Origin of the sequence: Rhodococcus sp. 15-2388-1-1a (assembly GCF_002259145.1) — a bacterium.
Classification (GTDB): domain Bacteria; phylum Actinomycetota; class Actinomycetes; order Mycobacteriales; family Mycobacteriaceae; genus Rhodococcoides.
Genome location: NZ_NPFP01000018.1, coordinates 105,222 through 132,169 on the forward strand (window position 1 = coordinate 105,222; position 26,948 = coordinate 132,169).

The 26,948-nt window shown below is 63.6% G+C and carries 29 protein-coding genes; 17 read left to right on the forward strand and 12 right to left on the reverse strand.

What is annotated here, in order from left to right; genetic code table 11:
• Positions 1 to 11 precede the first annotated feature (11 nt).
• Complete coding sequence (locus CH302_RS12135) at positions 12 to 224, forward strand: hypothetical protein (RefSeq protein WP_037195400.1); 213 nt, start codon at positions 12 to 14, stop codon at positions 222 to 224.
• 6 nt (positions 225 to 230) lie between these two features.
• On the opposite strand, the gene CH302_RS12140 is transcribed toward CH302_RS12135, so the two are convergent.
• Positions 231 to 893, reverse strand: coding sequence for a hypothetical protein (locus CH302_RS12140; RefSeq protein ID WP_141216634.1), 663 nt, complete (start codon positions 891 to 893; stop codon positions 231 to 233).
• 217 nt (positions 894 to 1,110) lie between these two features.
• On the opposite strand from CH302_RS12140, the gene CH302_RS12145 reads away from it, so the two are divergent.
• Together CH302_RS12145 and CH302_RS12150 are read left to right on the forward strand one after the other, a co-directional pair.
• Positions 1,111 to 2,241, forward strand: a complete 1,131-nt coding sequence (locus CH302_RS12145; RefSeq protein WP_037195394.1) for a Cmx/CmrA family chloramphenicol efflux MFS transporter — start codon at positions 1,111 to 1,113, stop codon at positions 2,239 to 2,241.
• A 29-nt stretch (positions 2,242 to 2,270) separates the two neighbouring features.
• Positions 2,271 to 2,720: a MarR family winged helix-turn-helix transcriptional regulator gene (locus tag CH302_RS12150; RefSeq protein WP_037195392.1), complete on the forward strand. Its 450-nt coding sequence runs from the start codon at positions 2,271 to 2,273 to the stop codon at positions 2,718 to 2,720.
• Between the two features lie 339 nt (positions 2,721 to 3,059).
• Here the strand turns inward: CH302_RS12150 and CH302_RS12155 are convergent, their stop codons facing one another.
• Complete coding sequence (locus tag CH302_RS12155; protein ID WP_037195390.1) at positions 3,060 to 3,302, reverse strand: hypothetical protein; 243 nt, start codon at positions 3,300 to 3,302, stop codon at positions 3,060 to 3,062.
• Positions 3,295 to 4,020 carry an HAD-IA family hydrolase gene (locus tag CH302_RS12160; RefSeq protein ID WP_037195388.1) on the reverse strand — a complete coding sequence of 242 codons (726 nt, stop codon included), beginning with the start codon at positions 4,018 to 4,020 and terminating at the stop codon, positions 3,295 to 3,297. Before CH302_RS12160 ends, CH302_RS12155 begins: the two co-directional genes overlap by 8 nt.
• Before the next feature lie 397 nt (positions 4,021 to 4,417).
• Between CH302_RS12160 and CH302_RS12165 the strand changes: the two genes are divergently transcribed.
• On the forward strand, positions 4,418 to 4,879 hold the full coding sequence (locus CH302_RS12165; protein ID WP_037195386.1) for a GNAT family N-acetyltransferase: 462 nt from the start codon (positions 4,418 to 4,420) through the stop codon (positions 4,877 to 4,879).
• 353 nt (positions 4,880 to 5,232) lie between these two features.
• Positions 5,233 to 6,102 carry an AraC family transcriptional regulator gene (locus tag CH302_RS12170; protein ID WP_037195384.1) on the forward strand — a complete coding sequence of 290 codons (870 nt, stop codon included), beginning with the start codon at positions 5,233 to 5,235 and terminating at the stop codon, positions 6,100 to 6,102.
• 108 nt (positions 6,103 to 6,210) lie between these two features.
• Here CH302_RS12170 and CH302_RS12175 read toward each other — a convergent pair whose 3' ends face one another.
• The 3 genes from CH302_RS12175 to CH302_RS12185 all read right to left on the reverse strand — a co-directional run bounded on the left by CH302_RS12175 (position 6,211) and on the right by CH302_RS12185 (position 7,715).
• Positions 6,211 to 6,642 (reverse strand): PPOX class F420-dependent oxidoreductase, encoded by a 432-nt coding sequence (locus tag CH302_RS12175; protein WP_037195382.1) that lies wholly within the window; start codon positions 6,640 to 6,642, stop codon positions 6,211 to 6,213.
• 83 nt (positions 6,643 to 6,725) lie between these two features.
• Entirely contained in the window at positions 6,726 to 7,211 is a 486-nt protein-coding gene (locus tag CH302_RS12180) for a tetratricopeptide repeat protein (protein WP_037195380.1), read from the reverse strand.
• 135 nt (positions 7,212 to 7,346) lie between these two features.
• Positions 7,347 to 7,715 carry a VOC family protein gene (locus CH302_RS12185; RefSeq protein ID WP_037195378.1) on the reverse strand — a complete coding sequence of 123 codons (369 nt, stop codon included), beginning with the start codon at positions 7,713 to 7,715 and terminating at the stop codon, positions 7,347 to 7,349.
• A 60-nt stretch (positions 7,716 to 7,775) separates the two neighbouring features.
• On the opposite strand from CH302_RS12185, the gene CH302_RS12190 reads away from it, so the two are divergent.
• Positions 7,776 to 8,246: a nuclear transport factor 2 family protein gene (locus CH302_RS12190; protein WP_176460694.1), complete on the forward strand. Its 471-nt coding sequence runs from the start codon at positions 7,776 to 7,778 to the stop codon at positions 8,244 to 8,246.
• Positions 8,247 to 8,326: 80 nt separating this feature from the next.
• Here the strand turns inward: CH302_RS12190 and CH302_RS12195 are convergent, their stop codons facing one another.
• From CH302_RS12195 to CH302_RS12210, 4 genes are all read right to left on the reverse strand, one after another.
• On the reverse strand, positions 8,327 to 9,115 hold the full coding sequence (locus tag CH302_RS12195) for an ABC transporter ATP-binding protein (protein WP_037195374.1): 789 nt from the start codon (positions 9,113 to 9,115) through the stop codon (positions 8,327 to 8,329).
• Complete coding sequence (locus CH302_RS12200; RefSeq protein WP_037195372.1) at positions 9,112 to 10,137, reverse strand: FecCD family ABC transporter permease; 1,026 nt, start codon at positions 10,135 to 10,137, stop codon at positions 9,112 to 9,114. Before CH302_RS12200 ends, CH302_RS12195 begins: the two co-directional genes overlap by 4 nt.
• Positions 10,134 to 11,162, reverse strand: coding sequence for an ABC transporter substrate-binding protein (locus CH302_RS12205; RefSeq protein ID WP_037195370.1), 1,029 nt, complete (start codon positions 11,160 to 11,162; stop codon positions 10,134 to 10,136). Before CH302_RS12205 ends, CH302_RS12200 begins: the two co-directional genes overlap by 4 nt.
• Before the next feature lie 177 nt (positions 11,163 to 11,339).
• Positions 11,340 to 12,539 carry an MFS transporter gene (locus CH302_RS12210; RefSeq protein WP_037195368.1) on the reverse strand — a complete coding sequence of 400 codons (1,200 nt, stop codon included), beginning with the start codon at positions 12,537 to 12,539 and terminating at the stop codon, positions 11,340 to 11,342.
• A 47-nt stretch (positions 12,540 to 12,586) separates the two neighbouring features.
• Here CH302_RS12210 and CH302_RS12215 point away from each other — a divergent pair, with 47 nt between their 5' ends.
• From CH302_RS12215 to CH302_RS12230, 4 genes are all read left to right on the forward strand, one after another.
• Positions 12,587 to 13,651, forward strand: coding sequence for a substrate-binding domain-containing protein (locus tag CH302_RS12215; protein WP_230596496.1), 1,065 nt, complete (start codon positions 12,587 to 12,589; stop codon positions 13,649 to 13,651).
• A gap of 92 nt (positions 13,652 to 13,743) precedes the next feature.
• Positions 13,744 to 15,111, forward strand: coding sequence for a putative bifunctional diguanylate cyclase/phosphodiesterase (locus CH302_RS12220; RefSeq protein WP_082323853.1), 1,368 nt, complete (start codon positions 13,744 to 13,746; stop codon positions 15,109 to 15,111).
• Positions 15,112 to 15,126: 15 nt separating this feature from the next.
• A complete protein-coding gene (locus tag CH302_RS12225; RefSeq protein ID WP_037195366.1) occupies positions 15,127 to 15,546 on the forward strand; it encodes a TIGR03668 family PPOX class F420-dependent oxidoreductase in 420 nt (139 codons plus the stop codon).
• Between the two features lie 147 nt (positions 15,547 to 15,693).
• Positions 15,694 to 16,275: a GNAT family N-acetyltransferase gene (locus CH302_RS12230; protein ID WP_230596492.1), complete on the forward strand. Its 582-nt coding sequence runs from the start codon at positions 15,694 to 15,696 to the stop codon at positions 16,273 to 16,275.
• Here CH302_RS12230 and CH302_RS12235 read toward each other — a convergent pair.
• Positions 16,229 to 17,212, reverse strand: a complete 984-nt coding sequence (locus tag CH302_RS12235; protein WP_037195364.1) for a hypothetical protein — start codon at positions 17,210 to 17,212, stop codon at positions 16,229 to 16,231. The two genes, CH302_RS12230 and CH302_RS12235, sit on opposite strands and share 47 nt — an antisense overlap.
• Positions 17,213 to 17,525: 313 nt before the next feature.
• Between CH302_RS12235 and lysX the strand changes: the two genes are divergently transcribed.
• The 5 genes from lysX (at position 17,526) to CH302_RS12260 (ending at position 24,046) form a co-directional block, all read left to right on the forward strand.
• Positions 17,526 to 20,837 carry a bifunctional lysylphosphatidylglycerol synthetase/lysine--tRNA ligase LysX gene (gene lysX, locus CH302_RS12240; RefSeq protein ID WP_037195363.1) on the forward strand — a complete coding sequence of 1,104 codons (3,312 nt, stop codon included), beginning with the start codon at positions 17,526 to 17,528 and terminating at the stop codon, positions 20,835 to 20,837.
• A 109-nt stretch (positions 20,838 to 20,946) separates the two neighbouring features.
• A complete protein-coding gene (locus tag CH302_RS12245; protein ID WP_176460695.1) occupies positions 20,947 to 21,843 on the forward strand; it encodes an alpha/beta fold hydrolase in 897 nt (298 codons plus the stop codon).
• A gap of 100 nt (positions 21,844 to 21,943) precedes the next feature.
• Positions 21,944 to 22,948, forward strand: a complete 1,005-nt coding sequence (locus tag CH302_RS12250; RefSeq protein ID WP_032378786.1) for a beta-ketoacyl-ACP synthase III — start codon at positions 21,944 to 21,946, stop codon at positions 22,946 to 22,948.
• Positions 22,949 to 23,116: 168 nt separating this feature from the next.
• A complete protein-coding gene (locus CH302_RS12255; protein ID WP_037195361.1) occupies positions 23,117 to 23,518 on the forward strand; it encodes a PPOX class F420-dependent oxidoreductase in 402 nt (133 codons plus the stop codon).
• A gap of 51 nt (positions 23,519 to 23,569) precedes the next feature.
• Positions 23,570 to 24,046: a DUF4190 domain-containing protein gene (locus CH302_RS12260; protein ID WP_082323852.1), complete on the forward strand. Its 477-nt coding sequence runs from the start codon at positions 23,570 to 23,572 to the stop codon at positions 24,044 to 24,046.
• Here the strand turns inward: CH302_RS12260 and CH302_RS12265 are convergent.
• Positions 24,035 to 25,261, reverse strand: coding sequence for an MFS transporter (locus CH302_RS12265; protein WP_037195359.1), 1,227 nt, complete (start codon positions 25,259 to 25,261; stop codon positions 24,035 to 24,037). The genes CH302_RS12260 and CH302_RS12265 overlap by 12 nt on opposite strands.
• Before the next feature lie 83 nt (positions 25,262 to 25,344).
• Between CH302_RS12265 and CH302_RS12270 the strand changes: the two genes are divergently transcribed.
• The gene (locus CH302_RS12270) at positions 25,345 to 26,256 is read left to right on the forward strand and encodes a LysR family transcriptional regulator (RefSeq protein ID WP_037195730.1); all 912 of its coding nucleotides are present in this window, start codon (positions 25,345 to 25,347) and stop codon (positions 26,254 to 26,256) included.
• Between the two features lie 4 nt (positions 26,257 to 26,260).
• The gene (locus tag CH302_RS12275; protein WP_037195358.1) at positions 26,261 to 26,875 is read left to right on the forward strand and encodes a histidine phosphatase family protein; all 615 of its coding nucleotides are present in this window, start codon (positions 26,261 to 26,263) and stop codon (positions 26,873 to 26,875) included.
• Positions 26,876 to 26,948 lie beyond the last annotated feature (73 nt).

Sequence of the window (26,948 nt, forward strand, 5' to 3'; positions counted from 1 at the left end):
ACGATTCTGGGATGACTGACGAACTGTCTCCGGTTGCCAAGGTCGACGCTCTCGCCGCCGAGCTCGAACAACTCGATGCTCGACGCGTCGCCATCGGGGTCGAACTCGTCAACCTTCAATTCGGTCTCGACGGGGACGCCAAGATTCGCGCGACGGAGGTCTTCCACAGCGACTACCTGGGCCGGCTGTTCACCTTGGTCGACGAACTGCGCACCGACGAATAAGGCTCGTCACACAGCGTCCTGATCCGAGCGCGACACCACGGTCAGGCGGAAGTCCCGCAGCGACAAGGACAATGCGGCCAACGCGGCAATCGCTACTCCACCGATCGGAAACACCAGCCACGGATCGCCGATGGTGGCGGTGAAGGTCGAGGGGACAACATCACTCTCGAGAACGATCGTGGCGGAGTTCGTATCCGAATAGGGATCAACCGAGATCCCGCCGATGGCACCGCTGTACAGCGATTGGTGAAGTCCGGCGGCGCCGTCGTTGGTCTCGAAATACCGGGGCCACACCGGTGGCATGACAACGACTTCAGTGGGTTGCGGCGGCAAGTAGGTCCACGCCAGCGCAGCGCCCGATCCCAGCATTGCACCGATCACGATCAGCAACGCGAACAAATCGATCCGACTGCGTTGGCGATCCTGGACGAGACGCAGACCGGTATCGACGAGAAATGACGCCGCAACCAACCCGATTGCCAGCCCGGCACCGACGAGGTACAGGGTGATGGGAAACCAATTCGGCCGCAGATAGGCCGAACCGAAATCCGGCGCACCATCGGACGAACCGGCAATCGCGACGTGCCAGACCACCGCTGCTGCAGCACCTGTCGAGGCACCGACTGCGGCGAGCACCGCCACGAGGCCTTTCCCTGATGGGCTGTCCACGATCGGGACTCTACCCACGAGACCCGAAGGAAACTCGGTGGCATCGGGAGAGAACGCGCGTTACGGTGTGTCGGTGAGTTCGCCCGAGGCATCCAGATCAGAGCTACCGGCACCCCGGTAGCTCGAGAAGCCAGACGCGCTCGACTACGAACCACTCGGTGAGCACCCGTGTGCCGGTCCAACTGTCCTGGACCCGTCGCACATTCGGAGCACACACATGCCACCGCTCGTATTCATGCTTGCCACTGCAGTTTTCGCCCAGGGCACTTCCGAGTTCCTTCTGGCCGGGTTGCTGCCCGATATCGCCACCGACCTGGACACCACTGTGCCCACGGCGGGGTTACTGACCTCGGCATTCGCCGTCGGCATGATCATCGGTGCCCCCACCATGGCTGTTGCCACACGGCGCCTGCCACCCCGCCTCGCCATGACTGCCTTCTTGGTTGCCTTCATCGCCATGCACGTAATCGGCGCAACAACAACAAGTTACGAAGTGCTGTTCGTTTCCCGGATCATCGCAGCATTCGCCAACGCCGGTTTTCTTGCGGTCACCCTGGCGACGGTCACGGCGTTGGTGACCCCCGACCGGATCTCGCGCGCAGTGGCAACGATCCTTGCCGGCACAACACTCGCACTCGTTCTCGGCGTGCCGGCCGGCACGTTGGTCGGAACACTTCTCGACTGGCGCGCGGCTCTGTGGGGAACAGCTTTTCTCTCGGTGCCCGCGTTGGTCGCCGTGGCAATCGCCGCACCTGACCGTCGAACCCATCGAGCAGACGTCTCGCTGACCACCGAATGTGCTGCGCTACGGAATCCTTCGCTGATTCGCGTCCTCGCTCTGTGTGCTCTGATCAACGGTGCCACATTCTGTTCGTTCACCTACTTGGCGACGGTCGTCATCGAACGTGCAGAGTTCCGTCCGGCATCGGTTCCCCTGGTGCTCGCTTTGTTCGGAGCGGGCGCTCTGTGCGGGGTGTCGGCCGCCGGGAAGTACGGGGACCGGCACACCTCCCGCATAGTGTCTATCGGCGGCCTGGCACTTCTCGGCGGCTGGTGCTGCTTCGCCCTCCTGGCCCACCTGCCAACGGCTGTTCTACTGCTTGCGTTCGTTCAGGGCGGTTTGTCGTTTGCCCTCGGAAGCACCCTGGTCAGCCAGGTGATGCGCACGGCAGTCGACGCACCGACGATGTCGGGTTCATTCGCAACAGCAAGCCTGAACATCGGTGCCGCTGCAGGCCCTGCCCTCGGCGGATGGGCTTACGCCTCCGTCCTCGGTCCGGTGGGACCACTTGCCGCCAGCGCCATTGTGGTGGCTACGGCCCTGATCCTGCGCTCGGTGTTGACCTGAAGCTATGTTCAGGTTTTAGGCTCGCTTTCATGACATCCAACAAGCCCATGCAACCGCCCGAGCGTCAACCCATCGGCTTCTGGACCGTGCGCGCCGGGGAGGCAATTCGAGCACGGATTCGCCGCGCACTCCACGATATCGGGCTGACGCAACCCGAATGGTGGCTCCTGCACCAGATCTCGCTACATCCCGCGGGGGCCGATCGCGCCGAGACCATCGAGAAAATCGGGCACAACGACACGCCGGAAGCAATCGTCGAGGCCATCGAGTCCGCACGCGCCAAAGGTTTGGTCGTGGAATCGAATTCGCGCGTGACATTCACCCCGGAAGGTGAAGCACTGTTTCGGCGAGCAGCAGACGTTCAACAGATGCTGCAGGACGAACGCATGCAGGGAATAGGCCAGGAAGAGTTCGTCACCACTATTCGAGTCCTGCAACGAACTATCCAGAACGTCGGAGGTGACGCCTGGCATTGGTGACGATCAGGCGCGTCGGCCCACGTGTGCGAGACTGTCGGCTGTGCGAGCACTCGTCGGTATCTCGACCATCTCGGTCGTCTGCTCGGCGTCGATCGCCTTCTATGCCGCTGTGCAGCTGGCATTTATCGGAGTCATCGAGCCCGGGCCGCTCTTCGAAATCATGGTCGTACTACCGGCCGTCGCTTCTCGGTGCCGTGGTCGGTCTCGGAGTGCTGGTTCGTCCGTCGACACGGAAGCTTCCATTTGGTCTCATGGCCATCGGACACATAGCGGCCAGCGGCGGTGGAGTCGCCGTCACCATTCGCGCTCGTATATCCTTCGCGAACAGCAATCCTAGGATCAGGGTTTCCTACGCGCCCTCGAAATCAGCACGCCTGCAACGAGACCGAATGCTGCGCCCAGAACGGGCAAACCGACGACGAGGGTGGCCAGCTGCCCGGGCATACCCAGGAACTCCGAGTACTGCGAATTGCCCGCGACGAATGCGTAGTTCACTCGACGCGGCGCATCGGCCCACAGGACGATACCGATAGAGGCGATGAGCCCGAGTGAGAAGCCGATCAGGATGGAGACCTTACGCATCCGAGCGGGCTTCGCGGGCCGCTGCTGCGAATGCGGCCATACTCGGGAACTTCATGTCGACACTGTATTCCCCGGATGGCTCCGGCGTTGCTCCCCATCCGGGACGATCGTGCCGCCGATCGATCCACACCGAGGCGATGCCGTGCCGCTTCGCCGGTACGTGATCGTGGAACAGGCTCTGCGCAACATGGAGTAGTCGAGATCGTGGGGCACCCAGCGTCTCGAGAACTCCGTCGAGCGCATCGAAGTGGTTGTCGGCCGGCTTGTAGGCCTTGACATCCTCGGCGGTGACGATGGCCTCGAACTGCACGCCGAGCCGACGATTGCTACCTGCGAAGCCGTCGCGGTGCACATTGGAGAGGATGACGAGCTTGTAGCTCTCCCCGAGGGACGACAACGCGTCGGCCGAATCCTCGAATGCCGGCCAGTCCGAAACGGAAGCCCCGAGCTTGTCCGCCCACTCGGCCGAGACCGGTATTCCCAGCGTGCCACCGGTCCGCGCGAAGGCTTCGGCAAGTATCCGAGGGTACAGGTCCGAGGGCGAATCCCGCTGCGCCTGAGACTCGTTGACACCGTACACCGACAACAGCTCGTCGTCGGACAACGGCGAGCCGGCCTGCTGCGCCCATGGCCTGAGCACGTCGAGGATACCGGCTTCCCAATCGATCAACGTTCCGTAGCAATCGAAGCTCAGGACGTCGTAGTCGGCGAGATTCATGTGGTTTGGTCTCCTTGCGAAAACTCGATGGCGGCCGACTGCTCGTGCCGATACCGTCTGCAGATCATGAACAGCCTACCGCCCGTCATCTGCTCTCGCTTGTCCGGCCGTCGATGTGCGCGCTGACCGACCGGGAATCAAACCTACTGCGCAACAATGTATATCGGGTAGCTCACCGTGGGCCTGTCGTGGGAAACATCGGGCACTTCAACCTCCCTGCAGTGGCGTCACGCCCCGGCTAGAATTCCAGCGAGCCGACTCGAACGATGACGAAGGGCAGCCCCATGAGCATCGACAGTGACAGCATCGGCGTAGTCGACGAGGTATCCGCGCTGCTGTTCGAGAGAGCCGACACCGGCGATGCGGGCAGGGACCTGACCTCGCGGGTTCGAGAGTTGTGACACGGATTCTGTTGCGCCCCGCCGAGGAGTCCGACGCCGACTTCTTATTCTCTATGGCATCGAACCCTGAGGTCGTCCGTTGGGTCGGAGACGGAAAGCCCTGGAGTAGAGACCATTTCGATCGCCGATTCACGCAGGCACTGAACGCGACGGACAGCCAACGGCCGGATGTGCAGCAGTGGTTCATCGGCACCGACGAGGATCGACACCCCGTCGGCTTGCTCAGCCTGATCAGACGATCCGACCACATCGAGGTCGGGTACTGGGTGCATCCGGAGCACTGGGGTCACCGATACGCAGGCGAGCTGCTCGTCCACGCGCAGGAGCACGCGGCCGCGCTTCCACTGGCGGCGCAGGTGTACCGGGCGAACACGGCCTCCCGCCGGGTGCTCGAGCGTGCCGGGTTCACACTCGTCGACGACGGTGAGCCCATGATCTTTCGGTCTCCTCCGAGGTAGTGGTTCTTCGGTTCGCCAGGTCCTGATGGGACGGGGCCGAAACGTGGCGCCGAGGTGAGATTCTTCCAAGGTGACATCGAGGGCAGAGATGTTCTATTGCAACTGTTCTGGAGTGCAAGCACCGATCAACGAGCTGACGACGGACGGATGCCCAAGCGTCCACGGCAGAGCATGAGTCGCGTCGAGTGCTGGCCGACGCACCGGAACCCGGAATCACGAGGCCATTCACCCTCATCGAAGACAGCGGCACCTACACACGATCCGAATCCGACCTTTCGCGACACGGAAAGTCGAGACTCCATCGGTGCCGTGCTCCTATCGTTTTGGGCAGAACAAAGGAAGGTCATCGGCACATGCTCGAACGATGGAACGCAGCGCTCGACTACATCGAGAGCAATCTCGACCGCGAGATCGATCCGACCGAGCTCGCTCGGATCACCCTCACATCGGAATATCACTTTCGACGCGTCTTCTCGGCACTCGCCGGGCTACCGCTGTCGCACTACATCCGACAACGGCGAATGACGCTGGCAGCAGCGGATATTCTCGACGGACAGGGCGTACTCGACGTTGCGACGAAGTACGGATACACCGCAGACGCATTCACCCGCGCCTTCCGAGACCTGCACGGCATCACACCATCTCGAGCACGCCGACCCGGAGCCGTCCTGCGTTCCAGACAAGCAGTGACATTTCACCTGACCATCGAAGGACGAAGCACCATGCGATACCGCATCACCGAACTGCCGGCGTTCCATATCGTCGGCAGAACCACCCGAATCCCACTCCGGTTCCACGGCGAGAACACCGCCATGACCGAATTCCATCGAAACCTGACACCGGGCACCGGCGAACAACTGCGCGAACTAGCCGACCTGCCCGAACTCCCCGACATTCTCTTCGTCAGCGACGGCTTCGAGCCCGAACGCGAAGACGGCAGTCTCTTCGACTACTACTTCGCCGTTGCAAGCACCGTGCCTGGAACACCCGATTGGGACACCCGTGCTGTGCCCGCATCGACCTGGGCAGTATTCGAGACAAGCAGCGACACCGCACTCGCGCCCGCACTGCAACAACTCTGGGCCGACGCCTTCAGCGAATGGTTCCCCTCCAACCCCTACGAAACAATCCCGGGACCGGAGATCCTGACCGTCACCGAAACCTCCCCCGACTGGACCTCGGGAGCGGGAGAACTCTGGATTCCAGTCCAACGAAGTCGATAGCCGTCCTTCACTCCTCCCCCTGCCGTCGCGGCCAGCCATGGCTACTCAATGTGACATCCAGTGGCCTTTTTGGGGGTCAATGTCACATCGAGTGGACCGGAAAAGGTGTCAGGCGATCGATTGGCCGTAGACGTGTGTGACCGAGATGGTCACCAGTACTCGTCGGTCGGCGACCATGACTGCACGATATTCGTTCCAATCGGGGTGCTCACCGGCGGCGGCGCGGAAGTAGTCCACCAGGGCATCGACTTCGGGGCTGTCGGGTGACGATCCCGGACCGGTGAGGGTGACGGTTCCCTCCGCCGTCGCCCATGCTGTGCCGTCGGCGCTGGTCACTTCGAGCGCGGCACGAGGGTCTCGGCGTAGATTCGTCGTTTTCGCTCGCCCTTCGGTGACCGAGATCGTGATGGTGCCGGCTTCCCGGTCGTAGAACGGCGTCACCGGTGATAGCTGCGGTATTCCGCTCGCTTTGATGGTGGCCAGCACGCCGATTCGGCTCTGCTCGAGAAGCGCATGTGGATCGTAGGTGCTTCCGGTCATGGAGTCCCCTTTTGTCGTCGAAACAAGCATGCACGAACTTCAGCAGACAACGCCGTCGACGAGGCGTTTGTTCCGTTCCGACCTCACGGTTGTCTGTCGTCGAACAGCTCCGCCGCGTACGCCTTGATTGCTCGACGGTATCTCCCCAAGGCCGGGTATGCGGCATGCAGTGCGTTCCGCAGAGCCTGTGCACCGTCGCCCTTGTCCCAGAGTGCGAGTGCCACGAATGCATCTCGCGCAGAGGAGTATTCGGTTGAGAACTCGAACTCCTCCAGCACTCGCAACGCGTCGTCCTGTCGACCCACGTTGCGGAGCGAACTCGCCAGTTGAATCCGAGCCTGGTTCTCCCTGTCGATATCGAGCCCGTAGGACAACGACGCCTCGTACAGCGGCACAGCCGCGGATTCTTCGCCCAAAAAGTCCTCCAGGCAAGCTCGCTCGAACAATGCACGGGCGTCAGAACACTCTGCGGCTGAAAGCAATTGGTCGATCTGGATCCGCATACGAACGGGGTCTGTATCGTCCGCGTCGCGCCAGAATTCGGCAATTCGATCTTCCCAACTCAGCATGGAATCGATCGTCCATGATGCCACGGCCCGACGCCACCGCTGTATCTCGGCACTTGCATTGTCTTCGCGACACAAAAAACGTAGTCCGGAGAATCGACGAGGCCGACTCCCCGACGTAGCGGTGACACTCGACAACTATCGAGCTGCCAAGAATTCGATTCGATTGCCCACGCCGTCGCGCGTATGGAACCGCCGTCGACCCGGGGTCTCCTCGGGATCGGCCCAATTCACCGGGTAGCCGGCAGACGTCAACGCTGCAGCAGTCGCATCGACATCGACCACGAAAGCCGGGTGCGCCTTCAGCGCCGGGCGAAAGTCGTCCTCGATGCCGATGTGTACCTCACCATCGGGACCGCCCACTCCCGGCACGCGAAACCAACAGCCGCCGCGGACGGCCAACAGTGGCGGCTTCGCGATCTCCTGCCAGCCGAGAGCACCCGAGTAGAACTCCCGCTCGCGGTCTTCGCCGCCCGCCGGACAGGCGACCTGCACGTGGTGAATCATCGAACGAACGTACCGCCATCTCGATTGACACGCCGGTGAACGGTAGGCAAACGTATGGGCATGCAACTGAGATTTCTGGCCGGCATCTCGACGGCCTTCGCATTCAAGCTCCTGCTGATGCGAGCGCTGACACTCAAGCTGCAGCGAGACATCGAAGCACTGAACAACGGCGACTACCACCCGCTACTGTCGTCATTCCACCGAGACGCCGTGCTCAAGTTCGCCGATGGAGACAGCCGCTGGTCGGGCACCCACCGCGGCCGCCCGGCCATCGAAAAATTCTTCCAGGACTTCGTCGCTGCCGGAATCAAAGGCCAGATCACGGAAATCTACAGCGGCGGCGCACCCTGGCGTATGACGCTGCTCGCCCGCTTCGACGACCAAGCCCACGCCGCCGACGGCACCCAGATCTACAGCAACCGCACTGTGCTCCTGGTCCGCACGAGCTGGGGAAAAATCATCTCCCAAGAAGACTTCTTCGAGGACACCACCCGCCTCGACGCATTCGAGAAGAAACTGCGGCAACTCTAGATCCGCCGGGCCAATCGACTCGGCGGACCACTTCGGCTGGTACTCAATGTGACATTCAGTGGCCTTTTCGACGGTCAATGTCACATCGAGTGGACTCCGGGGTCGGATGGGGCGGGGCGGCGATAGGTCACCTGTGGGTAATTGTCGGCATTCGTGACGCTGGCGTGCACGTTGTATACCGTGCGCACCAGGTCTTCGGTGATCACTTCGTTCGGGGTTCCCGATGCCACGATGGCGCCGTTGTTCAGCACGATGATGCGGTTGCAGAACATCGCGGCGAGGTTGAGGTCGTGGAGGGCGATGTAGCTGCTCAGGGGTAGGCCTGCGACGAGGGTGAGGATGTCGAGTTGGTGTTGGATGTCGAGGTGATTGGTCGGCTCGTCGAGCAGTAGTTCGGTGGGTTGTTGGGCGAGGGCTCGGGCGATCTGGACTCGTTGGCGTTCGCCGCCGGAGAGGGTGTGCCATCGTCGGGTGGCTTTCGACGCCATGGCGGTGTCGGCGAGTGCCTGCGCTATCGCTGCGTCGTCGTCGGCTGCGTCGCCGCCGAGGATGCCGTGGTGGGGGATGCGGCCGAGACGGACGACGTCGCGGACACTGATGTCGACGTCGGTGTCGGAGTGTTGGTCGACCATCGCCACGCGTCTGGCGATGCGGCGTCGACGCAGTGTTCGCAGGTTGTCTCCGTCGAGCAGCACGTCGCCGCTGTCGGGGGCGACGATGCCTGCGAGGATTCGCAGTAGCGATGATTTGCCCGAGCCGTTGGGGCCGATCAGGCCGATGGTCTCGCCGGGTTCCGGCGCGAAGCTGATGCCGTCGAGGATCGGGTGTCCACCGCGGGTCCATCGAATGTCTCTGGCGTGCAGTGTCATCGGGACCTCCGTAGCCGGAAGAGAATGAGCGCGAAGGCCGGCACGCCGATCAGAGCGGTGACCACTCCGACAGGAATTTCCTGTGGTGCGAACACAGTTCGGGCGATGGTGTCGACCCAGACCATGAAGATTGCGCCCATCACCACTGTCGTCGGGAGCAGTCTTCGGTGGCGCGCGCCGACGAGGAAGCGGGCGGCATGCGGAAGTACCAGTCCTACGAATCCGATGGCTCCGGCGGCACTGACCAGAGCGGCGGTGATCAGTGCGGTGATGACCAGCAACAGGATTCGCACATACTTCACCGGAACGCCGAGGGACGCGGCGGCGTCGTGCCCGAAGGTGAAGGCATCGAGGGCCGAGGTGTTGAACAGGCACACCACCATTCCCAGCAGTGCGACACCGCCGCACAATGCCACGTCTGTCCAGTCGGCGCCGCTCAGGGAGCCGAGCAACCAGAACAGCACCCCGCGGGTTTGTTCGGCATCGGCCGAGGAGATGACGATGAACGACGTGAGAGCCGAGAACAGTTGCGTCCCTGCTACTCCCGCGAGTACGACGCGGTCGTTTCCGCCGCCCGCACCTGCGGCCAGCAGCATCACCAGGACGAACGACAGCAGTGCTCCGGCAAATGCTCCGGTGGACAGCGACAGTGCGCCGCCGCCCACACCGAGCACCGCGACGGAGACGGCACCGGTGGATGCGCCCGACGAGATACCCAGCACGAACGGGTCGGCCAGGGGATTGCGCAACAGCGATTGCATGATGGCTCCACACAGAGCGAGCCCTGCACCGCAGATGGCAGCGAGCAGCGTTCGGGGCAACCTCAACTGCCAGACGATGCCGTCCTCGATGCGACTCACTCCGGCCGTGCCGATCCCGATGTGCCCCAGTATCACTCGATACACATCGGATACCGACACACTGGCCGGGCCGATCGTCACGGCCACACCGATCGAGAGCACCAACACCACGAAGCCACCGAGCAGCAGCGGGATCAGCAACCCGCGATCGGTCCGGCTCATGGGGTGGTCAGTCCCCAATTCTGCAGCGCTGCGGCAACTTTCTCGACCCCGTCGATCGTGCGGATCGACGGGTTGAGGTCGGCACCGTTGACGACGATGTACCGCTTGTCCTCGACGGCGGTGAGCCGACTGGTGACGGAGTTCGATTCCAGGAAGGCAATCTTGCTGTCGAGAGCATCACCGGCGATGCTCCGTCGACTCAGATCGGCGAGCACGAGCGCGGTGGGATCGCGATCGAGAACACTCTCCCAATTGACCTGCGGCCATTCGTCGGTGGTGTCGGCGTAGATGTTCTGGGCACCGACGGATCCGGTGATGATGCCCGACGACCCACAGCATCCGGCCATGTACGGGGTGTCGGTGTCGGCGAACCAGTACGCCAGCGTCACCCCCGAGGCGTCGACGGCTCCTGATGCCGTCGCGAAGCGATCCTGCAGCTCGCCGACGAAGCGTTCGCCGCGATCACGCACGTCGAAGATGGCTGCGAGGTCGCGAATTTCCTGGTAGACGGTCTCGATTTCGAGCGGTGATGTACGCGCACCGTCGGAGTTGACGCTATCGTCGGTCTTGCCGTTGCAGTCGGTGGGAGAGAGATAGCTCGGCACACCGAGCTGCTCGAACTGGTCCCTGTCGGCGACGCCTCCCGGCCCGAGGGTGCCGCCGAACGACGCGGAGACGAAGTCGGGCTCGGCGTCCAGGACCACCTCCAGAGAGGGCTTGTTGTCCGCCAACCTGGGGACCTTGGCGTTCTCCGATTCGAGGTTCGCGCGGACGGGATCGGTCCAGGTGGCGGTGCCGACCATGCGGTCGGCGAGGCCGAGTGAGAGCAGAATTTCCGTCGAACCCTGATTCAGCGACACTGCCCGCTGCGGCGGGGCGTCGACGACGACGTCGCGGCCGCAGTTCTCGATGGTCAGCGGATAGTCTCCGGCGGTCGGGGTGGCCGCGTCGGTGGTCGCGGTGGACGAACAACCGGCGAGAACGAGGATCGAGACCGCGCCTAGGACGGCGAGTGTGATGCGCATCGTGAGGAGCTTCCTGCTGAGGGCTCGTGTCGCGGAGCCGCGGGTGGAGGTGGATCGCGACGTCCGAGCATTCGGACTTCGAGCTCTCACTCGTCACCGTTGCGCGCCAGCCCCGGAATTGCACCGGATTCCCTCGTTCGTCGCTCGCTGACCCTATCGTGCGGGGCACCTCGAGGGTCAGCGTGCCGCTGCTGTCACCGGCTCCTGGGCATAGCTGCGCGGAAAGGTCCTGCGCGCCACGATGACAACCACCAGCGCTGCGGCCACCAGCGCCGTTGCAGCTGCGGTGACGGCCACGATGCCGCTGAGGTCGATCACCACACCGCCCACCAGAGCACCGGTCGCGATCGCCAACTGGAAGGCAACGACATAGATCGCCGACGCCTTGTCCGCATCGGCCGGGGCCGCCCTGACCACTGCCGATTGGATACACACCGGGAGGGTGGTGAATGCCAGTCCCCACAGGGCGATGGCACCGACGGCGAACACGGCCCAGCTACCGGGCGCTCCGCTCAGAGTGCACCAGAGAATCGCCACTGCCGCTGCGACCGCACCCAGGGCCCCGATGGTCGAGTGTCGGGGCCACCGGTCGTAGGTTCTGCCGATCACCCAGATGCCGATCACCCCGAACAGTCCGTACAGCATCAACATCAGAGTCAGAGTGGTACCCGCCGATCCGATGGCACGGTCGACGATCACCGAGAAGTAGGTGTACGCGGCGAAATGACCGAGGACGGCCAGAAACGTCACTCCACACAGAACGGCCAGGGTGCCGTCGAGCACCCGCGGTGTCTTTTTCGTCTCCGAAGCCGCCCGGCTGACCGGCAGTGCCGGGAGGACGAAGTACAGCGCCACGGCGATCGCTGCGGCCACGATGCCGAGAATCGTTGCTGCCGTGCGCCATCCGAACCACTGGCCCAGTGCGGCAGTGAGTGGATTGCCGGCCACCAGCGCCAGCGACGTACCGGCGTACACCGTGGCGATCGCCTTGCCCTGCTTGCCGGGTAGCGCGAGCGACGCCGCGACCGGGGCGACGACGGCCCAGAAGACTCCGTGTGTTGCCGCACAGAGCATTCGGGAGATCACCAACATCGGATATCCGACGGATACCGCCGAGAGGAGTTGCGAGAGTGCCAGTGCAGCAACGGTGATGACGACGACGCGCCGTCGGGGCCAGTCGCGCACGAACCGAATCAACGGCATCGTCAGCACCGCGACGCCGTACGCGTAGAAGGTCAGCAGCAGACCCACGGCGGATTCGCCGACACCGAGGTCCCCGGATATCTCGGGGAGCAACCCCACCGGCAGCGTTTCCGCCGTGACGTAGATGAATGCGGCTGCGGCGAGCACCAGCAGCTTCGGTAGCGGCGAAGACATGTTGTGTATCGTTACACACGGTCCGTGCGGCGCGCTACAGTGGCCCGGTGAACACTCGGGTGACCATGGCTGACGTCGCAGCGTCCGCAGGCGTTTCCACCATGAGCGTCTCGTACACCTACAACCGACCGAGCCGGGTTTCGGCGGCCACACGCGATCGCGTGCACGAGGCAGCAGCCACCCTCGGTTACGCCGGCCCCAACCGCACCGCGCGGTCACTGCGCAGCGGCAGGCACAACAGCATCGGTGTCGTCCTCGGCGAGAAACTCACCTATGCCTTCGAGGATCCCCAGGCTCGACGCTTTCTGTCCGGGATCGCCGAAGCGTGTCTCGACGCCGACACCGCGCTGGTGATGCTGCCGAACCTGCACCGCGACACCGACAACGCACGCATCAGGGACGCACAGGTCGACGGGTACGTCGTGTGGACCACCGAGACCGGCGACCCCCTGCTCGACGTGCTCGTCGACACCGGCCGCCCGACGTGCATCCAGGGTGGGCCCGACCACCCCGGACTGAACTGGATCGCCATAGACGACAGAGCTGCAGCCGACGCCGTGGCCACCACCGCGTTGAACAGCCGATCTCGACCTGCCATCGTCGCCCTCAGACCCGATACCCGACGCGAATCGACGATCGTGCGTGGCGCGGACGCGTCGGACATCTCGATGCCGGTGACCCGAGCGCGGCTCGCAGGCTACCGAGACGCATGCCTGCGATCGGGGATCGACTGGTCGACGGTACCGACACTGTTCACCACCGACAACGCCCGCGCAGAAGGCGACAGAGCAGCGCGACTGCTGTTGCAGGACAATGCCATCGACACACTGCTCGTGATGAGCGACGAACTTGCCCTCGGGGTACTCGATGCTGCAACCGTGTCCGGAATCGACATTCCGGGGCGACTGGCCGTCACCGGGTGGGACGACTCCCCCGCCGCAGCCGAAGCCGGATTGACCACCGTCGCGCAGTCGCTGTTCGATCAGGGGCGGTCGGCGGCCCGGTGGGTGCTCGGACTCAGCGACAGTGTGGATGACGCGATCTGGAGAATCGAAAAACGAATATCGACAGGTCGCACAAACGGCACACAAACCGAGAACACCGTGATCTAATAGTCCATAAAAGGGGATGTTCCCTGTTTATGGCGTCTAACCGAACTCTTGGGCTAGTATCACTCGTGGCTATCCGGCCATGAGGGGGAACAATGAGCCGAGAGCACGACGCGCCGCCCCGTCATGTCGCAGCCGTGTCCGGAACAGCAGCCCAACACGACGCGCTGACCGGCCTTCCGAACCGCATCGAGATCCTCGCCCTCATCACCACCGAGCTCGACCGACGCACCCCTGACCGCCAGTTCAGCGTCCTGCTGGTCGACATCGACGGATTCCGAGAATTCAACGATGCCCTCGGCCCCGCCCAAGGCGATGACCTCCTGTGCATGATCGCCGACCGACTCCTTGCCTCCACCCGGCCCGGCGACACCATCGGCCGACTCACCGGCGACGAATTCGTCGTCATCGCACGAGGCTGCCACTCCATAGCCGCGCGCGCCATGGCCGCCGGATTCACGAGCATCTTCGAGCCCGCCTTCGAGCTCGGCGGCCACCAACTCACCCTCACCGCCAGCGTAGGAGTCGCCTCCAGCACCGACACCGACATCAGCGCCACCCAACTGGTCCACAACGCCGCCGCAGCCATGCACGCCGCCAAAGCCGTCGGACGCAACGAACACCACGTCTTCACCGACGAGCTCCACCAGACCAACCGCACCCGACTCGAACTCATCGAACGACTACGCGGCATCGCCATGGTCGAGCGCGAACTGACGATGGTCTACCAACCCATCGTCGAACTCGCGACAGGAACGGTCGTCGGGGCCGAAGCACTCATCCGATGGAACCACCCCGAACTCGGCCTACTGATGCCCGACACCTTCATCCCCCTCGCCGAGGACGCCGACCTCATCGTCCCGCTGAGCCTGTGGATACTCGCCGAGGTCGCGCACACGATCGCCGACTGGCAGGCCCGCAACATCCACCTCCAGGTGGGCGTCAACATCAGCCCAGCCCACTTCGCCACAGGAACCCTAGCCACCGACGTCATCGACACCGTCGACACCTACGGCATCGAACCCGGACGGCTCGCACTCGAACTCTCCGAATCACAGACACTCCACGATCTCGACGCCGTCCACTACCAACTACGCGACGTCCAACGCCACGGCGTCCTCATCGCCATCGACGACTTCGGCTCCGGCTTCTCCTCCCTCGAACGCCTCGCCACCCTCCCCGTCGACATCCTCAAGATCGACAAATCCCTCACCCAACACCTCGACAGCGACAACCTGCACCGACGCCGCGCCATGACCACGCTCTGCACCGCCCTCGTCGACGTCACCACCACCCTCGGCAAGGACACCGTCATCGAGGGAATCGAGACACCGGAACAACTCCAGATCTGCACCGACATGGGCGTAACCTTCGGCCAAGGACACCTACTCGGACGCCCCATGCCCGTTGCGGCACTCGAACAATTCATCACCCGACACAGCACCCACAGCGAATCCGCTTAACCCGAGGAACCGAACGTGAAGATCGACAACGAAGTCCAACGCTTCACCGACGCACCCCGAGCCCAACTCTCGACCATCAACCCCGACGGCACACCGCACCTCGTACCGATCGTCTTCGCCGTCGCGCCCACCGGCGACCGCATCTTCACCGCCATCGACTGGAAACCCAAGACAACCCGAAAACTCCAGCGACTCGACAACATCCGCGCCGACCCCGCCGTCAGCCTCATCGTCGACCACTACACCGACGACTGGTCCCAACTCTGGTGGATCCGCGCAGACGGATCCGCCCACATCGTCGAATCCTCCAGCACCGAAGGCACATCGGCCACCGACGCCTTGGTCGCGAAATACAGTCAATACAGAAACAACAGACCCGAGGGTCCAGTCATCATCATCGACAAACTGTCCTGGAGATCCTGGTCGGCTTCCTGACCCTGCCCCCTGCCCCCGCTTTGACCACTCAATGTGACCTTCAGTGGCCTTTTCGCCCGTCAATGGCACATCGAGTGGACTGCGGGCGGGTGGAAGTGCGGCGAAATTCGTTGGCAAGTCGGGTGCACTGTTGACACACTGCTGACCATGCTCGACGTGCCTCCCAATCGGATTGTCACCGACCGACTCGTCATTCGTCGCGAATCGGTCGACGATGCGGTTGCCATTGCCGACGCGATCGATCGCAATCTCGTTCGCCTCGTGCCCTGGATGGGTTGGGCGACCGAAGAAGCCACACAGCCTTCGGCACAATTAGCTCGTATCGCCGAGGCCGTCGAGCAGTGGGATGCCGGGAAGATGTTCGAATACGGAATTTTCGACCTCGACGGCGGTGCGTTTCTGGGCAAAATCGGGATGCATCGCCGAATCGGCCCGCACGGAATCGAATTGGGTTACTGGCTCGATGCCCAGGCGGAGGGACGTGGGGTGATCAGCGAGGCCGTCGCTGCCCTCATGCGGGAGGCCTTGATGCTGGACGGGATCCGCCGAGTCGAAATTCATTGTGATGCAGCTAATCTCAGAAGCCAGGCCGTACCCAGGCGGCTTGATTCGTTCTGGACAGGATCGAGCATCGACCGATCGCAGATGTTTCAGAGACCGGCGAGCACATGGTCTGGGTGTATCAGCCCGACCGACGATAAGCCTGATCGGCTCGCGGCCGAACCGTGACGTTCGGTCGCGGTCGCGCCTTGGCCTGCTCGTAGCGCGCCCGAAGGTCGGACAGCACGCGTTCCGGATCGTCTCGAATATCGCTCGGCAGATGTGTCACCACGATGAGGCCGGCGTTCTGCGCTCGTTCACGACGCTCCACCGTCGCCCTGTGCGCCGCGGGCGAGAGGTGGTACTCCAGCGAATCGATCTCCCAATCCAATGCGACGTCATCGAGCCAGTTGTCGGCGATCAACAGGAACTTTCCTCGCTCGTCGTGGACGACCACATTGTGTTGCATCGCCGGAAGTCCGCTGCGCGCGTACAGCTTCTGCGCCTGGGCTTCTGCAACGGAATGCGCGCCGGCCGCCAACTCCCGCAGCACCCGTCGCGGCATCGCCGTCCCACGTGTACTGCCGGCGTCGAGCTCCTTCATGATCGCGTCCACGGTGGCCGCGCCTCGCTGCACGACGCTTGCAATCAGCGCAAGGCACTGCTCGGCATTCTTCATCCGCCGAACTGCATCGCACAAGCACCGAACGATCGGCGCGACGCGGAGCCCCGACCTGATCTCCGCCGTGGGCATTCGCCACGTTCGCTCCACCACTGCGAAGCTCACGGACTTGCGGTGTTGCGGCTCGGGAATCAGTGCGAAAGTCTCGTCCAGCGAGCCCGAAGTACCGAATCCATGCAACGCCAACCCTGCCCGACCACTGATGAGAGCATCTTTGCCGCAGTAGATCGCCACCGCGGTGGCGCGTTCCATCGGCGTCAGCGAGCGGTTCTTCAAGAACACCAACCCAGGCAGCGCCCGTGACCAGCTGCCGTCCGGCTGAGTGCGTCGAACAATGGTCTTCGACGCCACCCCGAGTTCGAGTAGATGCGCTGTCCTCATGAAGCCGCGATCCGACGCAGCCGCGATTACCTTCGCGTCGACTCGTGCTCCACCCCGCTTCATAACCAAGATGATGCACAGTCCGCACACCCCGAATCCATCACGACGACGGGAAACGAATTGCCCTGTGGACAACTCACACCCTGTGGACAAACTGCCGACCCTCGTGCGCCGAGGCGACGCTGCATCACGATCCAATGTCCCCGAAGATTCGCTGCCCGCACTCGATTCGAGGTCCACTCGATGTGCCATTGACTGCCGAAAAGGCCACTGAACGTCACATTGAGTGGACGGGCGGGTCCGGCAATGGGGAACTGACTCGGTCGGCGGGGATACCGTCTACGTTGCAAGTGCATTCTGACTTCGGGAGTGAGATATGACGGCGACAGCAGTTCCCTCGGAGCGGTCCGGGTCCATGGCTCCGCGGTCGTTCGTGCCACCCGCGCGTGGTCGGTTGAGTGAGGTGCCCCATATCGCGGGGTTGGTGCTCGGCGTGTTCGCGGTGTTGTTGTTTCTGTGGAGTCTGTCGCCGACTCTTCGCTTCCTGATTCATGTTCCTCGTGAGTACGTGGACAGCTACTACTTCGATGCTCCCGATACGAGTTTGTCGTGGGCGTTGGTGGTCGGGTTGTTGGCGGCGGCGTTGGCGAGTCGCAAACGCATTGCGTGGTGGTTGTTGACGATCTATCTGGTGTTGTTGGCGATCACCAATGTCGTCGAGGGCATCACGGAGAAGGACGTCAGCTCGTGGATTGCACTGGCTGTGCATGTCGTGGTGACGGGGTTGTTGATCGCCGCCCGCAAGGAGTTCTACACGCGTGTGCGCCGCGGTGCGGTGTGGAAGGCGCTCGGCGTGCTCGTGCTGGGCGCCGCCATCGGGACGGTGATCGGGTGGGCGCTGGTGGCGTTGTTCCCCGGGTCGTTGCCGGAGAGCCAGACGTTCCTGTGGGCGTTCAATCGGGTCACGGCATTGGCGACGGTGGACAACGAGCAGTTCGACGGCAGGCCGAACGGAATCGTCAACACGGCGTTGGGTCTGTTCGGTGCGTTGGCGTTGCTGGGGGCTGTCATCACGTTGTTTCGGTCTCAGCGGTCGAGCAATGCGCTCACCGGTCGCGACGAGTCCGCTCTGCGTGGCCTGCTGGACAAGTGGGGCGCCGACGATTCCCTCGGCTACTTCGCCACCCGGCGCGACAAGGGCGTCATCTTCGCCACCAGTGGCAAGGCGGCGGTGACGTATCGCGTCGAGGTCGGTGTGTGTCTTGCCAGTGGTGACCCGATCGGCAACCCCGAGGCGTGGCCGCATGCGATATCCGAATGGTTGGACCTGGCCGAGAAGTACGGCTGGACCCCGGCTGTCATGGGGGCCAGCGAGATCGGCGCCACCGCGTACAAGCGGGCCGGCCTGAGCGTCCTCGAACTCGGCGACGAAGCAATCCTGAAAACCAAAGATTTCAACCTCAATGGACGCGAGATGCGCCCCGTGCGTCAGGCGGTCAACCGGGCTCGCAAGGCGGGTGTTGTGGTCACCGTGCGTCGTCATCGGGATATTTCGTCGGAGGAGATGTCGGAGATCATTGCCTGCGCGGATGCGTGGCGCGATACCGAGACCGAGCGTGGTTTCTCCATGGCGTTGGGCAGGCTGGGTGATCCGCTGGACGGCGATTGCCTTCTGGTGCAGGCAGTTCAGGGTGAGAAGGTGATCGGTGTTCTCTCGTTGGTCCCGTGGGGTCGTACCGGTGCATCGCTGGATCTGATGCGTCGGGATCCGGCGTCGCCCAACGGCGTGATCGAACTGATGGTGACCGAGCTCGCCACCGGCGCAGACCATTTCGGTATTAGCAAGATCTCGCTGAACTTCGCGGTGTTCCGCGCGGCGTTCGAGGAGGGCAGCCGGATCGGGGCCGGGCCGGTGTTGCGGATCTGGCGAAGCGTGCTGGTGTTCTTCTCCCGGTGGTGGCAGCTCGAGGCACTGTATCGCTCGAACGTGAAGTACCTTCCGGAATGGGAGCCGCGCTACCTCTGCTTCGCCGACAATCGGGTGTTGCCCAAGGTCGGCGTCGCGTCGGCCATCGCCGAAGGCTTCCTGACTCTTCCGACCTTCCGACGGGCCTCGAAGCACACCGGTTCCCACGTCGCGGTGCCCGCAGCTCTGGCCGACGCCGCCGACATTCATCCCGACGGCAGTGGACCCGACAGCGTTCCGGACGAGCCGACGCCGGGCCGGAAGCGTCCCGACCAGGTGCGCGTGCGCATGTCGAAGCTCGATCGCCTCGAACGCGAGGGCATCGAGGGCTATCCCGTCGCGTATCCCCCGACCCACACCGTCGAGGCAGCGGTGGCGTCGCCGCAGGGCACAACGGTGCGAATCGCCGGACGCATTCTGCGTATCCGTGACTACGGCAGCGTGTCCTTCGCCGTCATCCGTGACTGGTCGGCCGATATCCAGGTGCTGTTCGACCGCGAACGCGTCGGCGACAGAATCGAAGAATTCGATGCCGACTTCGACCTGGGTGACCTCATCGAGGTCAGCGGCACCATCGGGTACAGCAGGCGTGGTGAGCTCTCCCTGCTGGCCACCGAGTGGCGCATGAACGCCAAGTGCCTGCATCCGTTGCCGGACAAGTACCGCGGTCTCACCGATCCGGAAGCTCGGGTGCGGCAGCGTTACGTGGACCTGGCGATCAATCGGGATGCTCGCGCTCTGCTGATCGCACGCTCGAATGTGGTCAAATCCCTCCGTGATTCGCTGGCAGAGCGCGGGTACATGGAAGTCGAGACACCGATTCTGCAGCAGGTGCACGGCGGTGCGAACGCCGCGCCGTTCGTCACCCACATCAATGCCTACAACCTCGATCTCTACCTGCGAATCGCCCCGGAGCTGTATCTCAAGCGCCTGTGCGTCGGCGGCATGGAGAAGGTGTTCGAGATCGGGCGTGTGTTCCGCAACGAAGGAGCGGACTTCAAACACAATCCCGAGTTCACGATCCTCGAGGCGTACGAGGCCCACAGCGACTACGAACGCGCAATGGTGTTGTGCCGCGAGTTGATTCAACGGGCTGCTGTTGCGGCGCACGGACGCGAGATCATCCTGCGTCCCGACGGCCCGAACGGAGAGATGATCGAGATCGACATCTCCGGCGAGTGGCCCGTCAAGACGCTGCACGGTGCCGTCGCCGAGAAGTTGGGCGTACCCGTCGAACCGTCGACCCCACTGGGCGAACTGCAACGCCTGTGCGACGAGAACGCCATCCCGTACGAGAAGACCTGGGATGCGGGAGCCGTCGCGCAGGGAATGTACGAGCATCTCGTCGAGGACTACACGGAATTCCCCACCTTCTACAAGGACTTCCCGACGTCGATGTCGCCGTTGACGAGGCCGCATCGGAGCATCCCCGGGGTCGCAGAGAAATGGGATCTGGTCGCGTGGGGTGTCGAGCTGGGTACCGCGTACAGCGAACTGACGGACCCGGTCGATCAGCGGCAGCGACTGACCGAACAGTCTCTGCTCGCGGCCGGGGGCGACGAGGAGGCGATGAGCTTGGACGAGGACTTCCTGCAGGCACTCGAGCACGGGATGCCGCCGACCGGTGGTCTCGGCATGGGCGTCGACCGGGTTGTCATGCTCATCACCGGAGGCAGCATCCGCGAAACGTTGGCGTTCCCGCTGGCCAAGCCGCGTCAATGACCTCCGCTACGACCCCATCCGCGAGGCCGAGTGTGAAAAACCGGGAAAATGATGGAAACTGGACGGTGAAACAGACGGTAGGTCGGCTGAGCATCGTGGGGAACCAAATATGGACAACGGGGATCGAGCCGAACGCAGTGCGTTGTTTCCCGTGAAACATCCGCCCGGTCGATACGTCGAGGTGGACGGACAACGTCTGCATCTGCTCGTACGCGGAACCGGCCCCACGGTGGTCCTCTGCGGAGGCCTCGGCAGCAATTGGTTCGACTGGAACGACACCGTCGACATCTTGAGCGCCCACCATCACGTGGTCGTTCTCGACCGCCCCGGCTTCGGACTCAGCGACCCCCTACCCGTCGGTGCCACGCCCACCGTCCACGGAGAGGCAGACAGGATCATCGGCGTCCTCGACGCACTCGGAGTCACCGAGCCGGCCGTCGTCGCAGGTCATTCGATTGCCGGCTTCTACGCAGAAGCCGTCGCCCGGCTGTACCCGTCGCGCATCCGCGGGATTCTGTTGCTCGATTCCAGCGCAGAATCCGACCCCCGACGCTTCATCCCGGCTGCCGTGCGTGTCGAGGCCGCGCACGTGATCGCAACGATGCTCAGCAAGACCGGCGTGCAGAAACTGATCGGACCGCGTGTACGCCGCATCCTCAACCAGGCGACACCGCCCGACGGAACACCGCAGGAGACATTCGACTGGGTCGACGACATCTATCGCAGACCCACCTACCTCGCCGCCGCGCTGGTGGAGGACGTCGTCTACCCGGATCTCTCCGTCGAACTGAACCGCATCCGCAAGCAGTTCCGACTCGGTGTGCCCGTCATCGTGGCGGCCGCACACACGGGCAGGCCGTCGCCGTGGGGCAAGAGATGGGTACGGACACAGCGCAAACTCGCTGCCTACCTGCAAGCGGATTTCACCGTCGTCATGCCCGCCCATCACCACGCCATGATCGACAAACCCGCCGAGGTCGCGGCCCTCATCGCCGAACTGGTGTGAACTCCTCGCGGCGACGCACGTAACGTGTGTCACCGAGCCCGCAGCCCAAGACCCGAGCCGAAGCTCGGCGATGGCGCGGTAGCACGAGAGGAAATTGAAGATGGGTGCGATCAGCACGACGCAGGGACGACAGTCGAAACTACTCGGACTCGGCGTTCACCGCCCCGAGCGAGTCGTGACCAACGACGAGATCTGCGAATTCATCGACTCGAGCGACGAGTGGATCCAGACGCGATCGGGAATCAAGAACCGGCGCTTCGCCGATCCCAAGGAAAACGTCGTGGAGATGTCCATCGCAGCAGGCCGCAAGGCCCTCGAGGCCAGCGGAATCACGGCCGACCAAGTCGACACCGTAATCGTCGCCACCTCGACGCATCTCGAACTGACACCCCAGGCAGCTGCGAAAGTAGCGCACGGACTCGGCACCAAGGGGCCGGCCGCATTCGACATCTGCGCCGGCTGCGCAGGCTTCTGCTACTCCCTCGCCGTCGCATCGGACCTGGTCAAGGCCGGAACCTCCAAGTACGTCCTCGTCATCGGTGCAGAACAGCTCAGCGTCACCACCGACCCCTACGACCGCACCACGCGATTCATCTTCGCCGACGGTGCCGGTGCCGTGGTCGTCGGACAGAGTGACGAAACCGAGATCGGGCCCGCCGTCTGGGGCTCGGACGGCTCGCAATCCGACGCCATCGTCCAGACAACCGACTGGTACGACTACATCACCGAGGAAGGCCTCGAGCGACCCTGGATCCGGATGAACGGAATCTCCGTCTTCCGCTGGGCCGCATTCGAAATGGGCAAAGCCGCGCAGCGGGTCCTCGACGTCGCCGGCATCAAGACCGACGAACTGCACGCCTTCATCCCCCACCAGGCCAACAGCCGCATCACCGAACTGCTGGCCAAGAGCCTGAACCTCGCCGACGGCACCCCGGTCGCCAACGACATCGCCGAAACCGGCAACACCTCGGCTGCCTCGATCCCCCTGGCCATGGAAGAACTACTGCGCACCGGCAAAGCAAAAGCAGGAGACACCGCACTCCTACTCGCCTTCGGTGCCGGACTCTCCTACGCCGGACAGGTAGTCAAACTCCCCAACCTGTAGTCGCACATCCACACCGAGTGCACCCGATTCCCGAGTGCACCTTCAACCCCAGTCCACTCGATGTGACATTCAGTGGCCTTTTCGGCAGTCAATGTCACATCGAGTGGACTTCGGGGCGGTGTGGGCGGAAGCAGGACCGCAGCGGGGGTCGAGTCGTAAGGTTGTCGTATGCCGAAGCCCCCGTTGCCCGATGCCGCAGTTGAATTGCTGAAGAAGCCGAATCCCGCCGTCATGGCTGTGGTTCGTGCCGATGGAACGCCGATCACCGCACCCACCTGGTATTTGTGGGAGGACGGGAAGGTCGTGCTCAATTTCGACGCGTCTCGGAAGCGTCTCGAGCACATCAGGGCCAATCCGAAGGTCTCCATTTCGGTGTTGGACGAGGCCAGTTGGTACACCCATGTGACGGTGCACGGCTCGATCGAGTTGCAGGACGATCCCGATCTGGTGGATATCGATCGCATTTCGACGCACTACACCGGGAATCCGTATCCGGTTCGGGATCAGCCTCGGGTGACCGGTTACGTCACCGTCGACGCGTATGTGGGCTGGGGCAAGCTCGGCACGTAGCGTCACGAGAGAACGGTTGCGACGGCTGTCCCGAGGTGCCACACTCCCGCCATGGGTTATCCGCAGGGTGAAGGCAGCGATTCGTTCGACGCGTCCAGGAAGGACGAGTCGTACGGGGATTCGCAGCAGTACCCTCCGTACCTGGACCCGAACGCCCAGCACCAGCAGTACCCTCCGAACCCGCAGTATCAAAACCCCCAGTACCAAAACCCGCAATACGCCAACCCCCAGTACGGGAATGCGCCGTATGCCGGCGGGTATCAGGCCCCCGCGTCCACGAACACGTTGGCGATCGTGTCGCTGGTGCTGGGCATTCTCGGTCTGACGTTCATTCCGTTGCTTGCGTCGGTGTGCGCGGTGGTGTGTGGCCACATTGCGCGCGGTCAGATCAAGCGCACCGGCGAAGGCGGGTCGGGGTTCGCGACCGCAGGGCTGATCATCGGTTACGTCTCGATCGCACTGTTCGTCGTCATCGTGGGTGCGATCGTCATTTTCGCCATCGCTGCCGCGAACACGTCAAGCTACTGATACCGGCTGCGCCAATCGGCCGTGCAGGCATGCGGCCCACACGCCTGCGATCAGTGCCAACGCAATGACGAACAGCGCCAACGCGTTCCATCCCAGCGACTGGAACACGACGCCGCCTATCCATCCGACCATGGACGATCCGCCGTAGTAGAAGAGGTTGTACAGCGAGGTCGCCTGCGCGCGGCCGTGGACGGCGCGTTGTCCGGTCCAGCCCGACGCGATGGCGTGCGCCGCAAAGAATCCCATGGTCAGGATCACCAGGCCGGTCAGAATAACGACGAGATTCGACGCCATCGTCAGTGCCACTCCGGCGATCATCGTTGCGGTGGATCCGGCGAGCACCACCGACCTGCCGTGCTTCGTCGCGAGCTTGCCCGCTACCCGTGACGACACGGTACCGCTGAGGTACGCCACGAAGATCAGGCTGATCAGAGACTGTGGGAGCCCGAAAGGCACGGCCTCCAAACGGAATCCGAGGTAGTTGTAGATCGCGACGAAGCCGCCCATCAGCAGGAATCCCTGGCCGTAGAGTGCCGCCATCCCCGGTTCGCGCAGGTTCACCAAGAGCCGTCCCGGCAGGTCACGAATCTGGCTGTGCACCAGCGTCGTTCGCGGTTTCGGTGCAAGCCACACGAACAACGCGGCGGCGAGGGCCGCGATCAGTGAGACGGTCAGAGTTCCGATGCGCCAGTTGGTGTATTCCGCAACGGGTCCGGCGACGATGCGACCGAGCAGTCCGCCGAGCGTCGTGCCGGACACGTACGTTGCCGCGGCCAGGGCTGTGTGACTGCGATGCACCTCTTCGCTGAGATACGCGATCGCTATGGCCGGGAGACCGCCCAGTGCAGCACCTTCGAAGAATCGAACGACCAGAAGGACTTCGAGCGACGGCGCGAGCGGTACCAGCAGTCCCAACGTCGTGGCACCGAGGATCGACGCCGTCATGGCCCGGACTCGACCGATGCGATCGGCCGCAACCGACCAGGGAATGACCGACACCGCGACGGCGACCGTCGCGAGTCCGACGGCGAGCGAGGACAGCGACGGGGTGATGTCGAGATTGGCGGCGATGAGCGGCAGGATTCCCTGCACCGAATACAGCTGAGCGAACGTTGCGACGCCGGCGAACAGCAGGGCCAGGACCAGTCGGCGGTATTCGCGCGATCCCTTCGGGTGTCCCTCCCACCCGAGGACCTCGGGCTGCGTCGTAGTCATGCAGATCACGTTAGAAGCGCTCACGGTATTCGTCCAATGCATGAGACATGGGAAACCAATACACCAACGATATGATTCGTTTCATGCGTCGCGAAGCGATCGAACTGCTGCCGCTGCTGCCGACCCTCGTGGCGGTGGCCGACACCGAACACATCACCGACGCCGCGCACGTGCTGGGCCTTCCACAGCCCACCGTCAGTCGGCAGGTGGCCCGCGCGTCGGCGATCCTGGGCGTCGACATCGTCGAACGACGCGGCCGCGGAATCGTGCTCACCAGCACCGGCCGAGTGCTGATTCCGTACCTGCAGCGAGCGTTGAGCGATATCGATGCCGGCATCGACGCCATGACCGAGCACGACGCTCGGGCCCGCGGCCGTATCGCAGTGGCGTTTCAGAACACCCTGGGCGAGGACGTCGTACCGGCGCTGATCCGGCAGTTCCGCGTCGACCACCCGGCCGTCACGTTCGATCTGGATCAGGGTGCCCGCGCGCGCTGCCTCGACCGTCTCGCCGATGGAGTCTCCGACCTGGCGTTCGTCTCTCTCAGCGCCGAGCACACCGACGACAATTCGTTCCAGCTCTACGACGAGAGGCTGATGCTCGTGGTCCCGGCCGATCATCGCCTGGCCACACGCAGATCGGTCGATCTCGCCGACACCGCCGACGAGAACTACATCGCGATGGGCCACGGTTTCGGCATGCGGTCGATCTGCGACGAGTTGTGGGCGGACGCCGGTTTCAGCCCGCGCATCGCCTTCGAGGGGCAGGACACCCACACGGTGCGCGGACTCGTCGGGGCCGGACTCGGCATCGCCATCCTGCCGCGGATCCGAGCGCACGGCGGAGAAGGAGGAACCGTCGACATCGGGCTCACCCAGCCCGCGGCTCGTCGACGTATCGGCATGGTGTGGGATCCGCAGGCCGATTCGCCGCGTCAGGTCGCGGCCTTCCGATCGATGGTGCAGCGCAGCGGCCGCACACTCGTGATTAGGTGAGTCGATGCAACTGGTTCTGGTGCGGCACGCGCTGCCACAACGGTCGGAGACCTCGGCCGATCCCGCTCTCGCCGACCTCGGCGTCGAACAATCTCTGCGGGTGCCGGGTGCAGTGGCCCGATTCCCGATCTCCCGAGTCGTGTCGAGTTCGCAGCTGCGCGCCGTCCAGACGGCGCAGCCTCTTGCCGATCGGCTCGGTCTGACCGTCGAGTCCGACGAGCGCGTGACCGAATACGATCGCGACTTCGGCGGCTACGTTCCGATCGAGTCGGCCAAGACCGAATTCCGGGAGGCATTCGATCGCATCAAGGCCGGGCATCTTCCCGAACAGGTCGACGAGCACGCATTTCGGCAGCGAGTGCTCGCCGGAGTCGCCGATATCGTCTCGGCCGCCGCACACACCGACACCGTGGCGCTCTTCGCCCACGGCGGCGTGATCAACATCCTGCTGCAGGACATTCTGCAGACCCCGAAGGTGCTCGGCTTCCCGATCGACTACTGCTCGGTGACGCGTGTGCTGTTCTCGCGCAGTGGCGCGAGGTCGGTCTCCTCGGTGAACGAGACCGAGCATGTGTGGGACCTGCTGCCCCGCAACCGGCAATCCACAGAGAGCTCTTAAACTCCCAGGTAGAGGGCATGAAACGCGGCGTCGACGGCCATCGAGTGGTCGGCGAGGCCGTACCTGGCAGTTA